The 19,671-nt window shown below is 71.9% G+C and carries 20 protein-coding genes; 11 read left to right on the forward strand and 9 right to left on the reverse strand.

Annotation, left to right across the window (positions count from 1 at the left end; translation table 11 throughout):
• The first annotated feature begins 4 nt into the window (after positions 1 to 4).
• Positions 5 to 1,363 carry a dihydrolipoamide acetyltransferase family protein gene (locus tag AB0G50_RS02750; RefSeq protein ID WP_360101502.1) on the forward strand — a complete coding sequence of 453 codons (1,359 nt, stop codon included), beginning with the start codon at positions 5 to 7 and terminating at the stop codon, positions 1,361 to 1,363.
• A gap of 171 nt (positions 1,364 to 1,534) precedes the next feature.
• The gene (locus AB0G50_RS02755; RefSeq protein WP_360101504.1) at positions 1,535 to 2,440 is read left to right on the forward strand and encodes a MerR family transcriptional regulator; all 906 of its coding nucleotides are present in this window, start codon (positions 1,535 to 1,537) and stop codon (positions 2,438 to 2,440) included.
• 371 nt (positions 2,441 to 2,811) lie between these two features.
• Here the strand turns inward: AB0G50_RS02755 and AB0G50_RS02760 are convergent, their stop codons facing one another.
• Genes AB0G50_RS02760 through AB0G50_RS02770 form a run of 3 tightly spaced genes read right to left on the reverse strand, consistent with a single transcriptional unit; the run spans position 2,812 to position 5,078 of the window.
• Positions 2,812 to 3,201 (reverse strand): VOC family protein, encoded by a 390-nt coding sequence (locus tag AB0G50_RS02760; protein ID WP_360101506.1) that lies wholly within the window; start codon positions 3,199 to 3,201, stop codon positions 2,812 to 2,814.
• A gap of 18 nt (positions 3,202 to 3,219) precedes the next feature.
• On the reverse strand, positions 3,220 to 4,434 hold the full coding sequence (locus AB0G50_RS02765; protein ID WP_360101508.1) for an acyl-CoA dehydrogenase family protein: 1,215 nt from the start codon (positions 4,432 to 4,434) through the stop codon (positions 3,220 to 3,222).
• 5 nt (positions 4,435 to 4,439) lie between these two features.
• Positions 4,440 to 5,078: an SCP2 sterol-binding domain-containing protein gene (locus AB0G50_RS02770; RefSeq protein WP_360101510.1), complete on the reverse strand. Its 639-nt coding sequence runs from the start codon at positions 5,076 to 5,078 to the stop codon at positions 4,440 to 4,442.
• A 98-nt stretch (positions 5,079 to 5,176) separates the two neighbouring features.
• Here AB0G50_RS02770 and AB0G50_RS02775 point away from each other — a divergent pair, with 98 nt between their 5' ends.
• Positions 5,177 to 5,839 carry a TetR/AcrR family transcriptional regulator gene (locus AB0G50_RS02775; protein WP_360101512.1) on the forward strand — a complete coding sequence of 221 codons (663 nt, stop codon included), beginning with the start codon at positions 5,177 to 5,179 and terminating at the stop codon, positions 5,837 to 5,839.
• Between the two features lie 2 nt (positions 5,840 to 5,841).
• Here the strand turns inward: AB0G50_RS02775 and AB0G50_RS02780 are convergent, their stop codons facing one another.
• The 3 genes from AB0G50_RS02780 to AB0G50_RS02790 all read right to left on the reverse strand — a co-directional run bounded on the left by AB0G50_RS02780 (position 5,842) and on the right by AB0G50_RS02790 (position 8,974).
• A complete protein-coding gene (locus AB0G50_RS02780) occupies positions 5,842 to 6,768 on the reverse strand; it encodes an alpha/beta hydrolase (RefSeq protein ID WP_360101514.1) in 927 nt (308 codons plus the stop codon).
• A gap of 86 nt (positions 6,769 to 6,854) precedes the next feature.
• Positions 6,855 to 7,658, reverse strand: coding sequence for a MaoC/PaaZ C-terminal domain-containing protein (locus AB0G50_RS02785; protein ID WP_360101516.1), 804 nt, complete (start codon positions 7,656 to 7,658; stop codon positions 6,855 to 6,857).
• A complete protein-coding gene (locus tag AB0G50_RS02790; protein WP_360101518.1) occupies positions 7,658 to 8,974 on the reverse strand; it encodes a 3-oxoacyl-ACP reductase in 1,317 nt (438 codons plus the stop codon). Before AB0G50_RS02790 ends, AB0G50_RS02785 begins: the two co-directional genes overlap by 1 nt.
• An 84-nt stretch (positions 8,975 to 9,058) precedes the next feature.
• Between AB0G50_RS02790 and AB0G50_RS02795 the strand changes: the two genes are divergently transcribed.
• The gene (locus tag AB0G50_RS02795; RefSeq protein ID WP_360101836.1) at positions 9,059 to 10,336 is read left to right on the forward strand and encodes an acetyl-CoA C-acetyltransferase; all 1,278 of its coding nucleotides are present in this window, start codon (positions 9,059 to 9,061) and stop codon (positions 10,334 to 10,336) included.
• 4 nt (positions 10,337 to 10,340) lie between these two features.
• Here the strand turns inward: AB0G50_RS02795 and AB0G50_RS02800 are convergent, their stop codons facing one another.
• Positions 10,341 to 10,952, reverse strand: coding sequence for an SIMPL domain-containing protein (locus AB0G50_RS02800; protein ID WP_360101520.1), 612 nt, complete (start codon positions 10,950 to 10,952; stop codon positions 10,341 to 10,343).
• Between the two features lie 135 nt (positions 10,953 to 11,087).
• On the opposite strand from AB0G50_RS02800, the gene AB0G50_RS02805 reads away from it, so the two are divergent.
• The 4 genes from AB0G50_RS02805 (at position 11,088) to AB0G50_RS02820 (ending at position 13,935) form a co-directional block, all read left to right on the forward strand.
• A complete protein-coding gene (locus tag AB0G50_RS02805) occupies positions 11,088 to 12,281 on the forward strand; it encodes an ATP-binding protein (RefSeq protein ID WP_360101522.1) in 1,194 nt (397 codons plus the stop codon).
• Positions 12,282 to 12,450: 169 nt separating this feature from the next.
• The gene (locus tag AB0G50_RS02810; RefSeq protein WP_360101524.1) at positions 12,451 to 12,597 is read left to right on the forward strand and encodes a hypothetical protein; all 147 of its coding nucleotides are present in this window, start codon (positions 12,451 to 12,453) and stop codon (positions 12,595 to 12,597) included.
• 421 nt (positions 12,598 to 13,018) lie between these two features.
• Positions 13,019 to 13,408 (forward strand): NTP pyrophosphohydrolase, encoded by a 390-nt coding sequence (locus AB0G50_RS02815; protein ID WP_360101526.1) that lies wholly within the window; start codon positions 13,019 to 13,021, stop codon positions 13,406 to 13,408.
• A 101-nt stretch (positions 13,409 to 13,509) separates the two neighbouring features.
• Positions 13,510 to 13,935, forward strand: a complete 426-nt coding sequence (locus tag AB0G50_RS02820) for an Imm1 family immunity protein (RefSeq protein WP_360101838.1) — start codon at positions 13,510 to 13,512, stop codon at positions 13,933 to 13,935.
• A gap of 20 nt (positions 13,936 to 13,955) precedes the next feature.
• Here the strand turns inward: AB0G50_RS02820 and AB0G50_RS02825 are convergent, their stop codons facing one another.
• On the reverse strand, positions 13,956 to 14,519 hold the full coding sequence (locus AB0G50_RS02825) for a PIN domain-containing protein (RefSeq protein WP_360101528.1): 564 nt from the start codon (positions 14,517 to 14,519) through the stop codon (positions 13,956 to 13,958).
• Positions 14,520 to 14,522: 3 nt separating this feature from the next.
• On the reverse strand, positions 14,523 to 15,008 hold the full coding sequence (locus AB0G50_RS02830; protein WP_360101530.1) for a helix-turn-helix domain-containing protein: 486 nt from the start codon (positions 15,006 to 15,008) through the stop codon (positions 14,523 to 14,525).
• A gap of 97 nt (positions 15,009 to 15,105) precedes the next feature.
• Here AB0G50_RS02830 and AB0G50_RS02835 point away from each other — a divergent pair, with 97 nt between their 5' ends.
• The 3 genes from AB0G50_RS02835 to AB0G50_RS02845 all read left to right on the forward strand — a co-directional run bounded on the left by AB0G50_RS02835 (position 15,106) and on the right by AB0G50_RS02845 (position 19,666).
• Positions 15,106 to 16,941, forward strand: a complete 1,836-nt coding sequence (locus AB0G50_RS02835; RefSeq protein ID WP_360101532.1) for an NHL domain-containing thioredoxin family protein — start codon at positions 15,106 to 15,108, stop codon at positions 16,939 to 16,941.
• A gap of 21 nt (positions 16,942 to 16,962) precedes the next feature.
• Positions 16,963 to 17,283, forward strand: a complete 321-nt coding sequence (locus AB0G50_RS02840) for a co-chaperone GroES (RefSeq protein ID WP_360101534.1) — start codon at positions 16,963 to 16,965, stop codon at positions 17,281 to 17,283.
• Between the two features lie 76 nt (positions 17,284 to 17,359).
• Positions 17,360 to 19,666 (forward strand): VanW family protein, encoded by a 2,307-nt coding sequence (locus AB0G50_RS02845; protein ID WP_360101536.1) that lies wholly within the window; start codon positions 17,360 to 17,362, stop codon positions 19,664 to 19,666.
• Positions 19,667 to 19,671 lie beyond the last annotated feature (5 nt).

The following is a 19,671-nucleotide window of genomic DNA, read 5'->3' on the forward strand; positions in this document are numbered from 1 at the left end:
AGCTGTGCCGCAGTTCAAGCAATTCCCCCTGCCCGACACGGCCGAGGGGCTGACCGAGGCGGAAATCCTGACCTGGCACGTGAAGCCGGGTGACTCCGTCAAGGTCAACGACATCATCGTGGAGATCGAGACCGCCAAGGCGGCCGTCGAGCTGCCCTGTCCGTGGGACGGGGTGGTGACCGAGCTGCTGGTGCAGGTCGGGCAGACGGTCGAGGTCGGCGTCCCGATCATCACCATCGACCTCGACCCGTCCGGCGCGGCCGCGCCCGCCGCTCCGGCGGCGGTCCCGGCGACGAACGGGACGCCGGCCGAGGAGGGCCGGGTCGCGAACCTGGTCGGGTACGGGCCGAAGACCGGCGCCGCCAAGCGCCGGGCCCGCAAGGACGCGCCGGTACCGGTGCCCGCCGCCGCGGTCGCCCCCGCGCCGGTCGCCGCTCCGGCTCCCGCTCCCGTGCGGGCGCCGGCTCCCGTCGTCGTGGAACCGGTGGCGCTCGGCGGTTACGTGCCGCTGGCCAAGCCGCCGGTGCGCAAGCTGGCCAAGGACCTGGGCGTCGACCTGCGGGTGCTGTCCGGTTCCGGTCCCGGCGGCGTGATCACCCGCGAGGACGTCGAGCAGGCCACCGCGCCGGCACCGGCCGCCGCACCGTCCGTTGTGGACAGTGGCGCGCGGGAACGCCGGGTGCCCATCAAGGGTGTCCGCAAGGCGACCGCGCAGGCGATGGTGGACAGCGCGTTCACCGCGCCGCACGTCACCGAGTTCCTGACGATCGACGTCACGCCGATGATGGAGCTGCGGGCGCGGTTGAAGAACGCGCCCGAGTTCCGCGGCGTGAAGCTGACCCCGCTGGCGTTCGCGGCGAAGGCGGTGCTGCTCGCGGCCCGTCGCACGCCGGACGTGAACGCGACGTGGGACGCGGCGGCGCAGGAGATCGTCTACAAGGACTACGTGCACCTGGGCATCGCCGCCGCCACCCCGCGTGGCCTGGTGGTGCCGAAGGTCCGCGACGCGGACCGGTTGTCGTTGCGCGAGTTGGCCGAGGCGCTGGACGGGTTGGCGACCGTGGCGCGGGAGGGCAAGACCACTCCCGCGGACATGGCCGGCGGCACGTTCACCATCACCAACGTCGGTGTTTTCGGGGTGGACACGGGAACCCCGATCATCAACCCCGGCGAGGTGGCGATCCTGGCGCTGGGCGCGATCCGCGACATGCCGTGGGTGGTCGACGGCGCCGTCGTGCCGCGCAAGGTGTGCCAGTTGGCGCTGAGCTTCGACCACCGGGTGGTGGACGGGCAGCAGGGCTCGCAGTTCCTGGCCGACGTCGGCGCGCTGCTGGCCGATCCGGGCGTGGCGCTGACCTACTGATCACCCGGGAACCCCGCCGGTTCGTCCACTGTGGATGATCCGGCGGGGTTTCCGCGTGTCGGGGGTCGGGCTCTCCTCCCGGTCGCCGCGGGTCGGGTCGCGGCGGATCGCGGGCGCCGGTGGTTTTATCGGCTTGAAGTTCCAGTCGGTGGAAGGTTCAGGGTGGTCCCCGTGACGCACTACTCGATCGGCGAACTGGCGCGGTTGACCGGCATGTCCACCCGGACGATCCGGTTCTACTCCGACTCCGGTCTGGTCCCCGTGGCCGGGCGGACGGCGGGTGGGTTCCGCGCCTACGACGCCGACGGGTTGACGCGGTTGCGGCTCGTCCGGACGTTGCGCGACCTGGGGATCGACCTCCCGACCGCGCGGCGGGTGCTGGCGAGCGAACTGTCCGTGGCCGAGGTGGCGCGGGCACACGCGGAAGCCATCGACGCGCAGATGCGCACGCTCCGGTTGCGCCGGGCCGTGCTGCGGGTCGTGGCGCGCAACGGGGAGGTGGAGATGGTGCACGAATTGGCGCGACTGTCGGAGGAGCAGCGGCAGGCGATCCTGGACGACTTCTTCGAGGAGGTCTTCGGGGGGTTCGACCTGGAGCCGGGTTTCTCGCGGGCCATGCGGTCGGTGCGGATCGAGCTGCCGGACGACCCGTCGACCGAGCAGTTGGAGGCGTGGGTCGAGCTGGCCAACCTGGTCCGCGACCCGGACTTCCGCGCCTCGATCCGGCGGATGTCCGAGAAGCACCAGGAGCTGCGCGCGGCAGGTGTCGACATGTCGACCCCGCCCCAGGGTCAGATGGCGGCCTTCCAGGACGTGATCGCCCAGGCCGCCACCGCGCTGAAGTCGGGAATCAACCCCCGATCGGATGACGCTCGTAGGATTGTTGAACAAATCAACGCCACCTGGGGCGCTGCCGCAGGTCAATCCACCTACGTTTCACTCGTAGAATCGTTGAACAACTTCGGCGACCCACGGGCGGAGCGCTACTGGGTGCTGCTGGCCCGCATCAACGGCTGGCCCCCGGTGCCGGACACGACCGCCGAGCGGGCGTGGCTGGTGGAGGCGAGCAAGGCCTGACGGGTGGGGCGCGGGAGTTGCCCGGCTGGTCGGGGCGGCCGGCGGCCGGGACCGCTCGGAGGGCAGTCGGTGGGTCGTGCCGGGCTGGGCGGGCATTCGGGAGACCTGGGAGCGGCTCGGTGAGGTGAGCCGGTCGGGCGCGGCACAGCGGCCCGGCCGGCTCGACCCGGCGGACACCGCCGAGCGAAGCCGAGTCCCTCCGAGCCGGATCACCACCGCCGCGAGCCGGACCGCCGCCGCGGACCACCACCACCGCTGCGGACCGCCACCACCGCCGCGCGCCGGACCACCACCGCAGACCACCACCGCAGACCACCACCGCAGATCACCGCGTCCGACTCGTCGGGCTTGGTCCGGCGGCGGTGCGGCGGTCAGCGCGGCTCGTTCGACCGCCGGCTCAGAACCAGGCAGAACGGGTGGTTCGCGGGATCGGCGGCAACCCACCACGTGGCACGGGAGGTGTCGAGGACCGCGCCGCCCAGGGCCAGGACCGCGGTGCGCGCCGCGGCCAGGTCCGGCACCCCCACGTCCAGGTGGAACTGCGGCGGCCGGGACGGGTCGGGCCACGCGGGCGCCACGTACGGCTCGACCCGCTGGAAGCACAGCACGCCGCCCTCGAAGTGCAGCGTCGACCAGTCCCCGTCCAACGACCACCGCGGGTCGGGCCGGTCGACCACGCCGCCGAGCACCCCGCGGTAGAACTCGGCCAACGCCCGGGGTTCGGGGCAGTCCAGCACGACGCATTCCAGGTGCCCGATCACCGCCGAAGCCTAACCGCGTCACCGGATGTGGACGCCCGAAATGGCCCTGGCCACCACCAACCGCTGGATCTCCGACGTGCCCTCGAAAATGGTGAAGATCTTGGCGTCGCGGTGCATCCGCTCCACCGGGTGCTCACGCGTGTAACCCGCGCCGCCGAGGATGTGGATCGCGCGTTCGGTCGCCCAGACCGAGACCTCGCCCGCCTTGAGCTTGGACATCGAGCCCTCGCCCGCGGTGAACGGGACGTTGTTGCGGCCCATCCACGCGGCACGCCAGACCAGCAGGCGGGCGGCGTCGATCTCCATCTTCACGTTCGCCAGGTCGAACGCGATCGACTGGTTCTCGATGATCTTCCGGCCGAACGCCGAGCGGTCCTTGGCGTAGTCCAGCGAGTACTCGTACGCCGCCCGCGCCACGCCCACCGCCATCGCGCCGACCGTCGGGCGGGTCGTCTCGAACGTCGCCATCGCGGCCTGCCCGCCGGCCTTCTGCCCCTCACGGGCCCGCGCCAACCTGGCGTCCAACCGCTCCTTCCCGCCCAGCAGGCACCGACCCGGCACGCGCACGTCGTCCAGGAACACGTCGGCCGTGTGGGACGCGCGCATGCCGTGCTTGCGGATCTTGCCCGGCGACGACAGGCCCGGCGTTCCCGGCGGCACGACGAAACCGGCCTGGCCGCGGGCGCCCAGCGCGGGGTCCACGACCGCCGTCACCACGTGCACGTTCGCGATCCCGCCGTTGGTCGCCCACGCCTTCTGGCCGTTGAGCACCCACTCGTCGGTCGCCTCGTCGTACACCGCGCGGGTCCGGTAGCCGGCCACGTCGGAACCGGCCTGGGGTTCGGAGGCGCAGAACGCGGCCAGTTTCGGGTCGTCCTCGGTGCCGAAGCACTCCGGCACCCACTCCGCCAACTGCTCGGGCTCGCCGGAGGCGAAGATCCCGGCCGCCGCCAGACCCGTGCCCATCAACGCCAGCGCGATTCCGGCGTCACCCCAGAACAGCTCCTCGGTGGCGATCGGCAGGGACAGCCCGATCGGGTCCGCGAACCACGTCGCCAACGCCTCGAACCCGTACAGGCCGATCTTCGCGGCCTCCCGGATCACCGGCCACGGCGTTTCCTCGCGCTCGTCCCACTCCGGGGCGGCGGGCCGGATCACGTCCTTCGCGAACCCGTGCACCCAGTCCCGGAGATCGGTCTGGTCCTCGTTCAACTCCAGCGAAAAGCCGCCCATGTCCCCTACGCCTTCGGAATGTCGAACAGGCTCATGAAACCCGCGGCGAAACCGAGGTCGCCCTTGACCTTCAGCTTCCCGGTCATGAACAGCACGGGCGCCGACGCGTTGCCGGTCGCGAGCTTGAGGAACTCCACCGGACCCAGCGTCACCACGGCGCGGGGCTCGCGGGTCGCCTCCTTGTTGATCACGCAGGTCGCGTCCGCGATGATCGCCTCGTACAAATCTTCACTCGATCCGGTGACTTTGAAGTGCACCACGGCGCGCGTCGCGCCGGCGCGGTCGGTCCGGAAGTGCACCTCCATGCGCCGGAACACCTCGTCCAGCACGCGGGTGCGCAAGCCGGGTCGCGCGGTGACCGCCTCGACCTGGTCCTTGGACGCGCGCGAGATGATGCGCGCGAAGTTCTGCGGGTCCATCCGCGCGAGGTCCAGGTCCGCGCCGCCGTCGGCCAGGTCGCCGAGCGCCCCGAGCAGGTCCGCGAACTCGTCGCGACCGAGCTTGCGGGGGTCGATCCCGCGCGCGATCACGTCGATGTCGACGCCGGTCAGCGCCGGGTCGTCCGGCGACACCTGCCGCAGCGTCGAGATCAACTCGGCCGGGCTGAGCTTCGCGATCGCCTCGGTCGTCAGGTCGATGGTCATGGTCGCACCTCCGCTACCTACTCGGCGGTTAACCTACTGGTGAGTAGGTAAGAGTGCAAGGGGGTCCGATAATCTTGTGTCAGCCTCAAGGGGGTGTGATGCACGCAGACCAACCGGTCCGGACCGGTCGAGCCAAGCGGCTGCCGCGCGCGGTGCGCGAACGCCAGATCCTGGACGCCGCGGTCGACGTCTTCTCGCGACTCGGCTTCCACGCCGCGTCGATGGACGAGATCTCGGAGGTCGCGGGCATCTCCAAGCCGATGCTGTACGCGTACCTCGGCTCCAAGGAGGAGCTCTTCGCCTCCTGCATCCGCCGCGAGGCGACCCGCATGATGGAGGCGATCGCAGCCGGCGTCGAACCCGACCAGCCGCCGGACGTCCAGCTGTGGAGCGGCCTGCGCGCGTTCTTCGGCTTCGTCGGCGAGAACCGCGCCAGTTGGCAGGTGCTGCACCGCCAGGCGTCCTCCCAGGGCGGCCCGTTCGCCGCCGAGCTCGCCGACATGCGCGGCCGCGCGATCGGCCTCGTCGCCGCGCTCCTGCTGCACTCCTCGGAAACCCAGGACGTGCCCAGGGCAGGCGACGCCGAGGCCGAGTCACTGGCCGCGGCACTGGTCGGCGCGGGCGAGTCGCTCGCGGACTGGTGGCTCGACCACCCGGCCGAACCGGCGGGCGTCGTCGCCGCGCGGCTGATGAACCTGGTGTGGATGGGATTCGGCGACCTGGTGCAGGGTCACGTCTGGCACCCGCCGAACCGCCGCTGAGCTCAGACGAACGCCTCCCGCAGCACCGAGATCGCCTGCGCGATCGCCGCCGACGCGGCCCGCGTGCCGCGCAACCCGTTCAGCAGCACGAAGTCGTGGATCACGCCCTGGTAGCGCACGGCCGTCACGGGCACGCCGGCCGCGCGCAGCCGGTCCGCGTACGCCTCGCCCTCGTCCCGCAGCACGTCCGCCTCCGCGGTCACCACGAGCGCCGGCGGCAACCCCTCCAGCTCGGCCAACGCCGCGCGCAACGGCGACGCGGTCGACTCGGCGCGGTGCCGGTGGTCGGGGAGGTACTGGTCCCACAACCACTCCATCGAGTCCCGGCGCAGGAAGTACCCCTCGCCGAACTCCCGGTACGAAGGCGTGTCGAACGACGCGTCGGTCACCGGGTAGAACAGCACCTGCGCCCGGAACACCACGTCACCGCGCCGCTTCGCGAGCAGCGTCAACGCCGCGGCCAGGTTGCCGCCCGCCGAGTCGCCCGCCACGGCCACCCGCGACGCGTCCAGCCCGTGCGCCTCGCCCGCCGCCACGACCCACCGCGCCACGGCGTGCACCTCCTCCAGCGCCACCGGGTACCGCGCCTCGGGCGACCGGCTGTAGTCCGGGAACACCACCGCCGCGCCGGTTCCCACGGCCAACTCGCGCACCAGCCGGTCGTGCGACCGCACGCCGCCGAACACCCAGCCGCCGCCGTGCAGGTACAGCAGCACGGGCAGCGAACCCCGCGCGTCCACCGGTCGCACGATCCGCACCGGCACCCCGCGCACCGTCACGAACTCCTCGTCCACCGGCGGCACGTCGACCGGGCCCGCCTGCGCCTCGTCCACGACCTTGCGCCCCTCGGACGGGTCGAGCTGGTGCAGGTAGGGAGGGTGCGCCGTCGCGGCGGCGAACTCGACCGCGGCGGGTTCGAGGTGGATCATCGTCGGCTCCTCGCGTTCCGTTGCTGACGATCACGGAACGCGTCGCGAGGACCCGTCGACTCCGCCCGCCGCGAGGCGACTTCGCGCTACCGAACCGGGGTGATCGCACCCTCCAGGTGCGGACGCGCCGACCACAGCGCGAACCGCCACCCGTCACCGGTCTCCTCCGCCGAGAAGTCGACCCGGGTCGGCAGCAGCACGGGCGCCTTGAACCGCACGTCCACCGTGTGCGCGGCGGGCAGCCGACCCTCGAACGCGGCCAGGCAGCGGGCCTTGGTCCACATGCCGTGCGCGATCGCGCGGGGGAAGCCGAACGCCTTGGCGGCCAACGGGTGCAGGTGGATCGGGTTGCGGTCGCCGGACACCGCCGCGTACCGGCGGCCGAGGTCGCCGGGCAGGTCCCACACCGCCGTCGGCTCGGGTTTGCCGGCCCGCTCGGCCGTGCCGCCGGTACCGCCGTCGCGCCGCAGGTAGGTGGACACGTCGACCCACACCTCCTCGCCCTCGACGGACGCCGTCGACACCACGTCGAACTGCCGGCCGCGCTCGTGCGGGCGCAGGTTCGCCAGGCGCACGCGCAGGGTGAGCGGTTCGCGGGCGAGGACGGCGCGGCGCGCGGTGATCCGGTTCGCCACGTGCACCAGCCCCGGCAGCGGGAACGGGAAGCCGCGGCCGGTCATCAGGGCGATCTGCGCGGGGAACGCCAGCACGTGCGGGTAGGTCGTGGGCAGCTCGTCGCGGACGCCGAACCCGCACACCCCGTTGTAGGCGGCCAGGTGCGCCGGGTCGACGGTGACGCCTGTGTCCACAGTGGACTCCGGCAGGGTGGAGCCGCGCCGGGTGAACCCGGTGAGCGCCGCCTTGGCGTACAACAGGGTCAGGTTCGCCATCACGCGCCCAGCAGGCTCTGCCCGCACACCCGGACGACGTTGCCGGTCACGCCGGAGGACGCCGGGTGCGCGAACCACGCGACGGTTTCGGCCACGTCGACCGGAAGACCGCCCTGGGACAGGCTGTTCATCCGCCGTCCCGCCTCCCTGATGAACAGCGGCACCGCCGCGGTCATCCTCGTCTCGATGAAGCCGGGCGCGACGGCGTTCACCGTGGCCCGGCCGGCCAGTTCCGGCGCCAGCGCGTCGACCACGCCGATCACGCCCGCCTTCGTGGTCGCGTAGTTGGTCTGCCCGACGTTGCCCGCGATGCCCGCGATGGACGACACGCCCACGATCCTGCCGTTCGCCCGCAGCCCGCCGGAACCGTCCGGGCCGATCAGCGCGGCGTTCAGCCGTTCCTGGCTCGCCAGGTTCACCGCCACCACCGCGTCCCAGCGCGCCGCGTCCATCCGACCGAGCGTCTTGTCCCGGGTGATGCCCGCGTTGTGCACGACGACGTCCACCCCGCCGTGTCTCACGTTCAACTGTTCAACAATCCTCACCGGCGCGTCGTCCGCCGTGAGGTCGAGCTGGAGCGTCGAGCCCGCCACCCGGTTCGCGACCGCGGCCAGCTCGTCGCCCTGCGCCGGCACGTCGAGGCACACCACGTGGGCGCCGTCGCGGGCGAGCACGTCGGCGATGGCCGCCCCGATGCCCCGTGCCGCGCCGGTGACCAGCGCGACCTTCCCGGCGAGCGGCCGCGACCAGTCCGCCGGCACCTCCACCGGTCCGGCGCCGACCCGCACGACCTGACCGGACACGTACGCGGACCGCCCGGACAGCAGGAACCGCAGCGTCGACTCGAGGTTGCCCTCGGCACCCTCGTCCACGTACACCAGTTGCGCCGTGCCGCCGCGCTTGAGCTCCTTGCCGACGCTGCGCACGAACCCCTCCAGCGCCCGCTGCGCGACCCGGGAGGCGGCCGACGCGGGCGGCGTGCCCAGCACCACCACTCGACCGCACGGCCCGAGCGACCGCACGACCGGCCCGAAGAAGTCGAACAGCGCCCGCAACCCGGCCACGTCGGTGATCCCGGTGGCGTCGAACACCAGGGCCCCGTAGCGGTCGGCCGCGGACACCACGTCCACCCCGATCGAGGCGAGCACCCCGGCCACCGGCCCGGCCAGCCGCCCGGCACCGCCGAGCAGGACGGGCCCGGTCAGCGGTGGTTCGGCCGGCGAGTGGCGGCGCAACGGGTACGGGTCGGGCAGCCCGAGCTTGCCGACGACGAACCGCCCGACACCGGACCTGGCGAAAGACTGGTACCGATCCATGGGGACATCACACTCCCTACTCGTTGGTAAGTCTACTGGTGAGTAGGTAGGATGCCCACCACACCCACCACCGGAGGTCACGACATGGCCGGCACCAGGCGGGTCGCCGTCCTCGGCGGCAACCGCATCCCGTTCGCCCGATCCGACGGCCCGTACGCCACCGCGTCCAACCAGGACATGTTCACCGCCGCGCTCGACGGCCTCGTCGCCCGGTTCCACCTCCAGGGCGAACGGCTGGGCGAGGTCGTCGCCGGCGCGGTGCTGAAGCACTCCCGCGACTTCAACCTGGTCCGCGAGTGCGTGCTCGGCAGCGCGCTGTCGGCGCAGACACCGGCGTACGACGTGCAGCAGGCGTGCGGCACCGGGCTCCAGGCGGTGATCGCGGTCGCCAACAAGATCGCGCTCGGCCAGATCGACGTCGGCGTCGCGGGCGGCGTCGACACCACCAGCGACGCGCCGATCGGCGTCAACGAGGACCTGCGCGGCGTGCTGCTGGAGTTCAACCGGGCCCGGTCCGCCGGCGCGAGGCTGCGCGCCGCGCTCAAGCTCCGGCCGCGGCACGTGGTGCCCGACGTGCCGCGCAACGGCGAGCCGCGCACCGGCCTGTCCATGGGCGAGCACGCCGCGATCACCGCGAAGGAGTGGGGCATCGCGCGCGAGGACCAGGACGCGCTCGCCGTCGCCAGTCACCGCAACCTGGCCGCCGCCTACGACCGGGGGTTCTTCGACGACCTGGTGACCCCGTTCCTCGGCCTGACCCGGGACGCGAACCTGCGGCCCGACTCGTCGGAGGAGAAGCTCGCGAAGCTCAAGCCGGTGTTCGGCCGCGGCGAGGGCGCGACCATGACCGCCGGCAACTCCACGCCGCTGACCGACGGCGCGTCGACCGTGCTGCTGGCGAGCGAGGAGTGGGCGGCCGCGCGGAACCTGCCCGTGCTGGCCTACCTGACCCACACCGAAACCGCCGCCGTCGACTACGTGCACGGCGACGAGGGTCTGCTGATGGCGCCCGCGTACGCCGTGCCGCGGATGCTCGCCCGGGCCGGGATCTCCTTGGCGGACTTCGACTTCTACGAGATCCACGAGGCGTTCGCGTCCCAGGTGCTCGCCACCCTCGCCGCGTGGCGGGACGAGGACTTCTGCACGGGCAGGCTGGGCCTCCCCGCGCCGCTCGGTCCGATCGACCCGGCGAAGCTCAACGTCAACGGCTCGTCGCTGGCGGCGGGCCACCCGTTCGCGGCGACCGGCGCGCGGATCGTGGCGACCCTGGCCAAGCTGCTCGCCGAACGGGGCGAGGGCCGCGGCCTGATCTCGGTGTGCGCGGCCGGCGGCCAGGGCGTGACCGCGATCCTGGAGCGCTGACCGCTCAGTCCAGGAGCGTCCACGTGCCGGCGCAGCGGACCGACACCACGATCTGCTGCGCCTCCAGGTTGAGCTGGTCCATCTGCGGACCCGCGCCCGGCGCGCCGCCGTAGCCGACCATCGCGCGCTCCGGCGCCCAGGACGTCTCGGTGTCGCCGTCGCTGATCCGGTGCAGCGGGCCGAGCTTCGCCCCCAGCGCCTCCGCGTACCCCTCGGCGCGCCGGCGTGCGTCGGCCACGGCCGCCGACTGGGCCTCGCGGACCGCGTCGGCGTCGTCCTTGAGCTGCCAGTTCGGGCCGTTCAACCACGCCGGCTCGGCCTGCACGAGCGTGCCGAGCAGTTCGTCCAGCACGGCCAGGTCGTCCACCCGCAGCGTGTACTGCTGGCTCGCCCGGCTGCCCGCCCGGCGCCTGCCGTTCCAGTTGTCGTGCACGAACAGCTGCCGCGACCGCACCTCGACGCTCGCCAGCACCCGTTCGACGGCGGCGACCCGCTCGGTCAGCGCGGTCACCGCCTCCGTGCGCGACGAGCCCGTGGTCTCGAAGCTCACCTGCACCTCGGCCCGGTCTGCGGTGCGCTCGACCCGGCCCGTACCCCTCGTCACGACTTCGGCCACGGCACCCACTGAACCCGTCGCACCGGATCATGCGCAACGATAGGGCTGTATAGCCATTTCACTAGATGGCTGAATAGTGAGCGACACGGGTCGCGCGTATCGGATCGGCGGTAGACACCCCGATACCGTCCGAGGATGGACCCGGTGCGTAACCCGTTCGCCCCCGGCGCAGGCCAGCGACCACCCGAACTCGCCGGTCGGGACAAGGAACTCGGCGCGTTCGACGTGGTTCTCGAACGGGTGGCGCGCGGTCGGCCCGAGCGCAGCCTGGTGCTGACCGGTCTGCGCGGCGTCGGCAAGACCGTGCTGCTGGGCGAACTCCGCTCGACGGCGGTCCGCCGGGGGTGGGGCGCGGGCAAGATCGAGGCGCGCCCGGAGGCGGGCCTGCGCCGACCGCTGTCCGCCGCGCTGCACCGGGCGATCCGCGACCTGGCCGTGCGGCACCGCGCGCCCGATCGGGTGGAGTCGGTGCTGGGCGTGCTGAAGGCGTTCGCGCTGCGGGCCAACCCCGACGACGCCAAGCTGCGCGACCGGTGGCAGCCGGGCATCGACGTGCCCGCGGCGTCCGGTCGGGCGGACTCCGGCGACATCGAGATCGACCTGGTCGAGCTGTTCACCGAGGTGGCCGAGCTGGCGCAGGACGTGGGCACCGGCGTCGCGCTGCTGATCGACGAGATGCAGGACGTGCGGTCGGACGACATCTCGGCGCTGTGCGCGGCGTGCCACGAGCTGTCCCAGTCCGGCGCGCCGCTGGTGGTCGTCGGCGCCGGGCTGCCGCACCTGCCCACCGTGCTGTCGGCGTCGAAGTCCTACTCGGAGCGGCTGTTCCGGTACGTCCGGATCGACCGGCTGTCCCGCGAGGACGCCGACCGCGCCGTGCTGGCGCCCGTGGAGCGCGAGGAGGCGGGTATCGCGGATGAGGCGCTGGACGCGCTGTTCGACGCCTCGGGCGGCTACCCGTACTTCATCCAGGCCTACGGCAAGGCCGCGTGGGACGCCGCGCCGTCCGACCCGATCACCGCGCTGGACGTGGCGGTGGCCGCGCCGGAGGCGGACGCCGAGTTGGCCGTCGGGTTCTTCGGCTCCCGGTACGAGCGGGCCACGCCCGCCGAGCGCGAGTACCTGCGCGCGATGGCCGAGCTGACCGACGGCAAGGACGCCGGCGTGACCACCGCGCAGGTCGCCGACCAGCTGAAACGCAAGCCGTCGTCGCTCTCGCCCGCCCGGGACAGCCTGATCAAGAAGGGCCTCGTGTACTCCGCCGAACGGGGGCAGATCGCGTTCACCGTGCCCCACTTCGGCCGGTTCCTGCTCGGGCGGGAGGAGTGATCCGGTGCACAAGGTGTACTGCAAGCGAATCGTCGGTACTGTTCGGGTGGCCGCCGATGATTCGTCGGCATGTGCCCCACCTCACCGGATAATCGGGTGACTTTGGGGGTCCCGGGGGTGCATACTTGAGGCACACCACCGAGAGACACCCTGAGAGGGATGAACCCCGATGAACTTCACTGCGAAGCTCCGCGCTCGTCGTGTCGAGGCTCGCAACCGCAAGGCTGTTGCCCGAGCGATCGACCTGGCGCCCACCCCCGCGATGCGCCACGAGTTGATGGCGATCGCCCAGGCGCAGGTGACCACGCTCCGCTGAGCCCACAACGCGGCCGACGGCCACCCGACGACACGCGGGTGCACACGCCCCGCCGTCGCCGCGACCCGGGCAAGGGGAACCGGAAGCCCTGTCGCACCTCCCGCGCGGCAGGGCTTCCGTCTGTTAAAACGTGATCTGTGTCACATCCGCTAGTGGATGTTAACGACCCACGATCGTGTATCGATGAACGTGATGACCCCGCGGTGCTGTCGGACCCCCGACCTGGCAGCACCGCGGGGTTTCCCATTACCGGGCCGTGGGCGAACCGTTCCACGTGTCGGTGGTCTCCCGGCCAGGCATTCTGGGCGCGCGGCTGTTCATCACTATCTCTCCCCCTGCGGTTGCTTGTCCCCCATGGACACATTCCATGGTGCCACCGGGGTACGACAGTTTTTTGTGGGTTTGCTGAGAGCATGAAGCGATGACGCGACCACTTCTCGTGGTCGACGCGGCCAACGTCGTGGGATCGGTCCCCGACGGCTGGTGGCGCGACCGCTTCGGCGCCGCGGAACGCCTCCGCGATTCCCTCGTGCCGTTCGCCACATCCGGCCTGGACGGGTTCGCGCCGGGTCCGCTCGAGATCGTGCTGGTGGTGGAGGGCAAAGCCCGTGACGTGGCGTCGGTGCCGGGCGTCCGCGTGGTCTCCGCGCCGGGGTCCGGTGACGACGCGATGGTCGACCTGGTGCGCGCGGAAGGCGTCGACCGGATGTGCGCCGTGGTGACCGCCGACCGCGAACTCCGCCGCCGGGTGACCGAATTCGGCGCTTCCGTGATGGGGCCCACGTCGGTGCGCGGAAACCACCGCCGGTAGCACGGTGTCGGTCACGGAACGCGTTCTCCCGTGATCTGAAAGTAATGGGCGAAGTCGCGTATCCGGCGCCCGACGGCGCTTTAAGGTGCCTCGTGCGCACGATGAGCTTCCAGGCCGTGTGGAACGTGTACGACCCGGCCGAACTGCCGGAAGTCGCCGAACTGGTCGTCCGCACTCCGGAGGACGTCGACCACCTGGTGACCCTGCTGTCCGAGCCGTCGGCGGAACAGGCCCTGATCTCCCACTCGGCCCGCCGCCCGACGACGTCGGAGTTCACCGGCCGGACCGTCCCGGACCACCTGCTCCAAGCCTTGGTACGAGGCGGTTTCGGCTACCTGCTGCACTACTGCCCGGAACACCCGTCCAGCGCCTCGGTGGGCGACCCGACGTCCCCGGCGCACCACTACGACTACACCGACTTCGAGGCGGGCACGGGCCTACCCCTCCCCCTCTTCACCAACGCCCTCAAGGAATTCCTCACCACCGCGTCCCGCCCGACCTGCGTCGGGTGGCGCGCAGTCGACTAGCTGTGCCCGCACTGGAGGGATCAACTCCGCCACGTGATGTCCCGGCGGCAGGCCGCTGCGAACCTCACGCACGCGTGGTTGTCGTTCCCGAGGATGTCGAGCAGTTCCGCGACCGACCTGGGGGAGTGTCGGTAGCGCGACACCTGTGTCCGCAACGCCCGGTGCACCGCCCGTGGTGCGAGGTCGAGCTGGTCGAGCAGGAAGTCGTCCTGGTGCACGACCTCGATGTCGTAGGACTCGAACGACGAGGCCGGGAAGTCGCGGAGGTTGTCGGTCACCAGGACCTCCGCGCCGCCCCGGATCGCGGCCGCGAGCACGTGTCGGTCCTTCGGGTCGTTGGTCATCGCGTCGACCAGGTCGGCGTACCTCGTGACCTCGGCCTCCGGGAACACGCTTCCCAGCTGTTCACGGAGGTGGCGGACCTGGTGCTCGGCCACTCCGCGCCGGCGCAGGTTCCGGTCGAGTTCCTCCAGCACGCCCGTCGACCACAACGGCCGGTACAGCCCGCTCTCGGCGATGCTCAGGATCGTGTCGCGCAGGTACGGCTTGAACAGCACACAGGTGTCGAAGAACGCTGGGAACAAAGCTCACCTGTCGTCGACCGGCAGCCGCTCGACCGGCGCGTCGAGCGGGAGGTCGTAGAGTCCACCCTCCTCGCCGTCCCGGACCATTTGGTCCAGACCGGCGGAGCGGGCTCGGCGGGTGCGCTCCTGGTAGGCGAGCAGATCCGCGAGTCGGACCCGGCGGTGGCGGTTGGGTTTCTCGTGGGGGATCTCCCCCGCTTCGAGCAGGCGCACCAGGGTCGGCCGGGAAACTCCGAGCAGGTGGGCCGCCTCGCTGGTCGTGAGCACGGTGTGCTGGGGCGCGACCGTGATGGCCAGGCCCTGGGACATGGCGGTCACGACGTCGCGCAGCACCTCGAACACCTCGACTGGCAGGGCCAACCGGCTTCCGTCGGGGCCGACGAGCACCGCGGCGTCCTCGCCCGATCGAGCCAGCGCCGCGACCCACGGCGACAGGCTCTCCGGTTGCGCGGGAGGCAGCACCGTCCGTTCCCCAACGATGGTCGTCATACCTCGATCGTAGCTCGAAACGAACAAAACGAACGATGATCCGCCCACACGGTGGACCGCGGAATGCCGGCGCCTTGACGTGCGGTTGACTTCGTGCGTGACGACCGCACCACGCCGCCGCGCCCGTGTCCGCGCTCCCGAACTCGTCGGTCGGGGGTGGCTCAACACCGGGGGGCGCGAGGTCGCGCTCAAGGAGTTGCGCGGCAAGGTCGTGTTGCTCGACTTCTGGACCTTCTGCTGCATCAACTGCCTCCACGTGCTGGACGACCTCCGGCCGCTCGAGGCCGAGTTCGCGGACGTGCTGGTCACCATCGGGGTGCACTCGCCGAAGTTCGTGCACGAGGCCGACCCCGACGCGCTCGCGGCCGCCGTCGAGCGGTACGGGGTGCACCACCCCGTGTTGGACGACCCGGAGCTCACCACCTGGCAGAACTACGCCGTGAAGGCGTGGCCGACGCTCGTGCTGGTCGACCCCGAGGGCTACGTCGTGCACGTGGCGGCCGGCGAGGGGCACGAGGACGCGCTGCGGCAGGTGGTCAACGAGTTGATCGCCGAGCACGAGGGCAAGGGGACGCTGCACCGCGGGTCCGGTCCGTACGTGCCGCCGCCCGCCGCCGCGACCGACCTCCGGTTCCCGGCGAAGGCGTTGCTGACGCCGGACAACACCCTTCTGGTGAGTGATTCCGCCCATCACAGCCTGGTCGAACTGGACACCGACGGCGAAACCGTCCTGCGGCGCATCGGCACCGGCGAGCGCGGTCGCGAGGACGGCAAGGAGCCGACGTTCCAGGAACCCGCGGGCCTCGCGCTGCTGCCCGAACGGGTGGCCGCCGCGGTCGGGTACCACGTGGTCGTCGCCGACACGGTCAACCACCTGCTGCGCGGGCTGAACCTGGACACCGGCGAGGTCACCACCGTCGCGGGCACCGGGGAGCAGTGGCGGGACGGCGCGACCGACGGGCCCGCCGACGCGATCCCGCTCACCAGCCCGTGGGACGTCGCGTGGTGGGAACCCGCGAACGGCGTCGCGATCGCGTTGGCGGGCAACCACACGCTCGGCCTGTTCGACCCGGTCGCGGGCCGGCTCGAACGGCTCGCCGGCACGACCGTCGAGGGCATCAACGACGGACCGGCCGAGGGCGCGTTCTTCGCCCAGACCTCCGGGCTCGCGGCCGACGGCGACGTGCTGTGGCTGGTCGACTCGGAGACCTCGGCGCTGCGCAGGCTCGACGCGGACCGCACCGTGCGCACCGTCGTCGGCAAGGGCCTGTTCGCCTTCGGCCACCGCGACGGCAAGGCCGACCAGGCGCTGCTCCAGCACCCGCTGGGGGTGACCGTGCTGCCGGACGGCTCGCTCGCCATCGCCGACACCTACAACGGCGCGATCCGCCGCTACGACCCCGCGACCGACGAGGTGTCGACCATCGCCTCGGACGTCGCCGAACCGTCGGACGCGGTCCTCGTCGACGGCGAACTGGTCGTGGTGGCCAGTGCGGCTCATCGGCTGGAACGCCCGGTCGCGCCCGGCGCGCGGCTGGTGGACGGCGAGGCGCACCAGGTCCGCCGCCCGCCGACGGTGCTCGCACCCGGCGACCTCGAACTGGTCGTCGTGTTCACCCCGCCCGCCGGCACGAAGCTGGACGACCGCTACGGCCCGTCGACCCGGTTGGAGATCACCAGCTCACCGCCGGAGCTGCTGGCCGCGGGCGCGGGCGTGGGCACCGACCTGGTCCGGTCGCTGCGCATCGCGCCCGGCGTCACCGAGGGTGTGCTGCACGTGGTGGCGCAGGCCGCGAGCTGCACCGACGACCCGGCCGTCGAGCACCCGGTGTGCCGGCTGACCCGGCAGGACTGGGGCGTGCCGATCGTGGTCGGGTCGGACGGCCCGGGCCGGCTCGCCCTCGTGATGGGCGGGCTGGACGAAGGTCGTTAGCGGGGCACGTAGACTCTTCCGGTGCCCGATGTCAAGCTTGAGATCCAGATGCTGCACGACCGGATCATGGTCCGGATCTCGTCGGAGGACGGAGAACGCCGCAGCAGCGGCGGGATCGTGATCCCGGCGACGGCGCAGATGGCCAAGCGCTTGGCGTGGGGTGACGTCCACGGTGTCGGCACGAACGTGCGGCACGTCAAGGTGGGCGACCGCGTGCTGTTCAACCCGGAGGACCAGTTCGAGGTCGAGGTCCAGGGGCAGACCTACCTGGTCCTGCGCGAACGGGACGTGCACGCCACCGCCACCGAGCGGACCGACCACGGCACGGGGCTCTACCTGTAGGCCGACCGTGACCGGCGTGTGACGGCGGTCGGGTAAGCAGTCCCAGGACCTCGCGGGAAAGGCAAGAGGGGGAGCGGTGCCGGAAAACGAGCGACCGGAGTACGACGCCGAGCGGACGAGGGCGATGCAGCCCGTCCGCCCGTCGGACACCGCTTCGGAGCGGACGGCGCACCTCGCGCCCCCCGAGGAGGCGGCGTGGCCGTCGGAGGAGCCGGACGAGCCGGACGCCTCGCCGGCCGCGCGGGACGACCAGGCCGCGCGGAACGAGCCCACGGTGCGCAACGTGCCGCCGGCGGACTCGATCACCCGCGCCCTCGGCGGTCGGGTCGAGCCGCCCGCACCGACCGTCCAAAGCGGACAATCCGGACCGACCGTACCACTGGGACAGTCGGAGAAGACCCAGCTGACCTCGCGCGAGGAGCTCACCCGCGCGCTGCCGGACGGCTCGGGCGAGGCCACCCAGGTGTTCGCGCCGGTGTCCGCGGACCCGACGCCGACCCCGCCGCCCACGCCCGCCCTCACCCCGACTCCCGCGCCGCCCTCGCCCGAACCCGCGCGCTCGCCGTGGAGCGCGGCCGAGCAGACCACGGTGTTCGCGACGCCGGTCGCCGAACCCGAGGCCACCGTGCTCGGCCCGGTCATGGTCGACCCGGAGGTCGAGGCCGACGAGGTCGCCGCCGCGAAGAAGAAGCGCTTCCGCCGGCTCGGACTGGTCGCGGCGAGCGTGCTCGGCGTGCTGGTCGTGCTCTACGGCCTGGACATCCTGATCTCCAACGGCAACGTGCCGCGCGGCGTGACGGTCGCGGGCGTCGACGTCGGCGGGTTGAGCCACTCCGAGGCCGAGACGAAGCTGCGCGAGCGGCTGAGCCCGCGCCTGGAGCAGCCGGTGAAGGCCAAGGCGGGTGACGTCGAGACCGAGATCGACCCGAAGGCCGCCGGTCTCGCGCTGGACTGGAACGCCACCATCGAGCGCGCCGGCAGCCAGCCGCTGTCCCCTATCACCCGCGTGACCTCGTTCTTCACCTCGCGCGAGGTCGGTTTCGCGACGCAGTCGGACAACGCGAAGCTGACCGCCGCGGTCGAGGGCCTGCGCCCCAAGACCGACCACGACCCGTCCGAGGGCACGATCAAGTTCGAGGGCGCGAAGGCGTCCGCGGTCGACCCGAGGCAGGGCCAGAAGCTCGACGCGCCCGCCGCCACGACCAAGATCCTCGCCGACTGGGCCGGCGGCGGTGTCGTGGAACTGCCGGTCGCCACCACGCCGGTGAAGACGACCAAGGAGGGCGTCGCCAAGGCGCTGGCCGAGGTCGGGACGCCCGCCGTCGCCGCGCCGCTGGTGATCAAGGGCGAGGGCAAGGACGCGACGCTCAAGCCCGAGCAGATCGGCGCCGTGCTGGTGTTCGAACCCGCCGACGGCGGCGGTCTCACCGCGAAGGTCGACCCGGCGAAGGTGTCCGAGGCGGCCGGTCCGCAGCTCAAGGAGACCGAGAAGGAGGGCAAGGACGCCGAGATCGTCTTCGAGGGCGGCCACCCGGTCGTCAAGGAGTCGGTCGACGGCCGCGGCGTGGACTGGGAGAAGACGTCCGCGCCCCTGCTCGACCTGCTGAAGAAGGCCGACGGCCGCGAGGTCAAGGCCGAGTACAAGCACACGCCCGCCAAGGTGACCACCGAGCAGGCCAACAAGATGGGCATCAAGGAGGTCATCGGGTCGTTCGAGACCGGTGGCTTCGCGGCGGACTCGGGCACGAACATCCGCGTGGTGGCGGAGAAGGTGGACGGCGCGATCGTGAAGCCGGGCGAGACGTTCTCGCTCAACGGCTACACCGGTCCCCGCGGCACCGCCCAGGGCTACGTCGAGGCGGGCATCATCGACAACGGCGCGCCGAGCCGCGCGGTCGGCGGCGGCATCTCGCAGTTCGCGACCACGCTGTACAACGCCGGCTACCACGCGGGCATGAAGGACGCGGGCCACAAGGAGCACAGCTACTGGATCTCGCGGTACCCGGCCGGGCGCGAGGCGACCGTGTTCATGGACCCCGCGGGCAACAGCCTGATCGACATCCGGTTCCAGAACCCGGACGAGACCGGCGTGGCGATCCAGACCATCTGGACCCCGTCGTCGATCAAGATCGTGCTGTGGGGCACCAAGAACTACGACGTCACCGGTTCCACCTCGGAGAAGTCGGCGTTCACCGAGCCGCAGGAGATCAAGAAGACCACCAAGCCGTGCGCGGCGTCGGCCGGCGCGCAGGGCTTCACGGTGACCGACACCCGCACCGTCACCGACCGGCGCACCGGCGTGGCCCGGTCGGAGTCGCGGACGGTGCGGTACGACCCGTCGCCCAAGATCGTCTGCGAGGAGCCGAAACCCGCCGGGGGTTGAGTTGT

Source organism: Actinosynnema sp. NPDC020468 (genome assembly GCF_040642015.1).
Classification (GTDB): domain Bacteria; phylum Actinomycetota; class Actinomycetes; order Mycobacteriales; family Pseudonocardiaceae; genus Actinosynnema.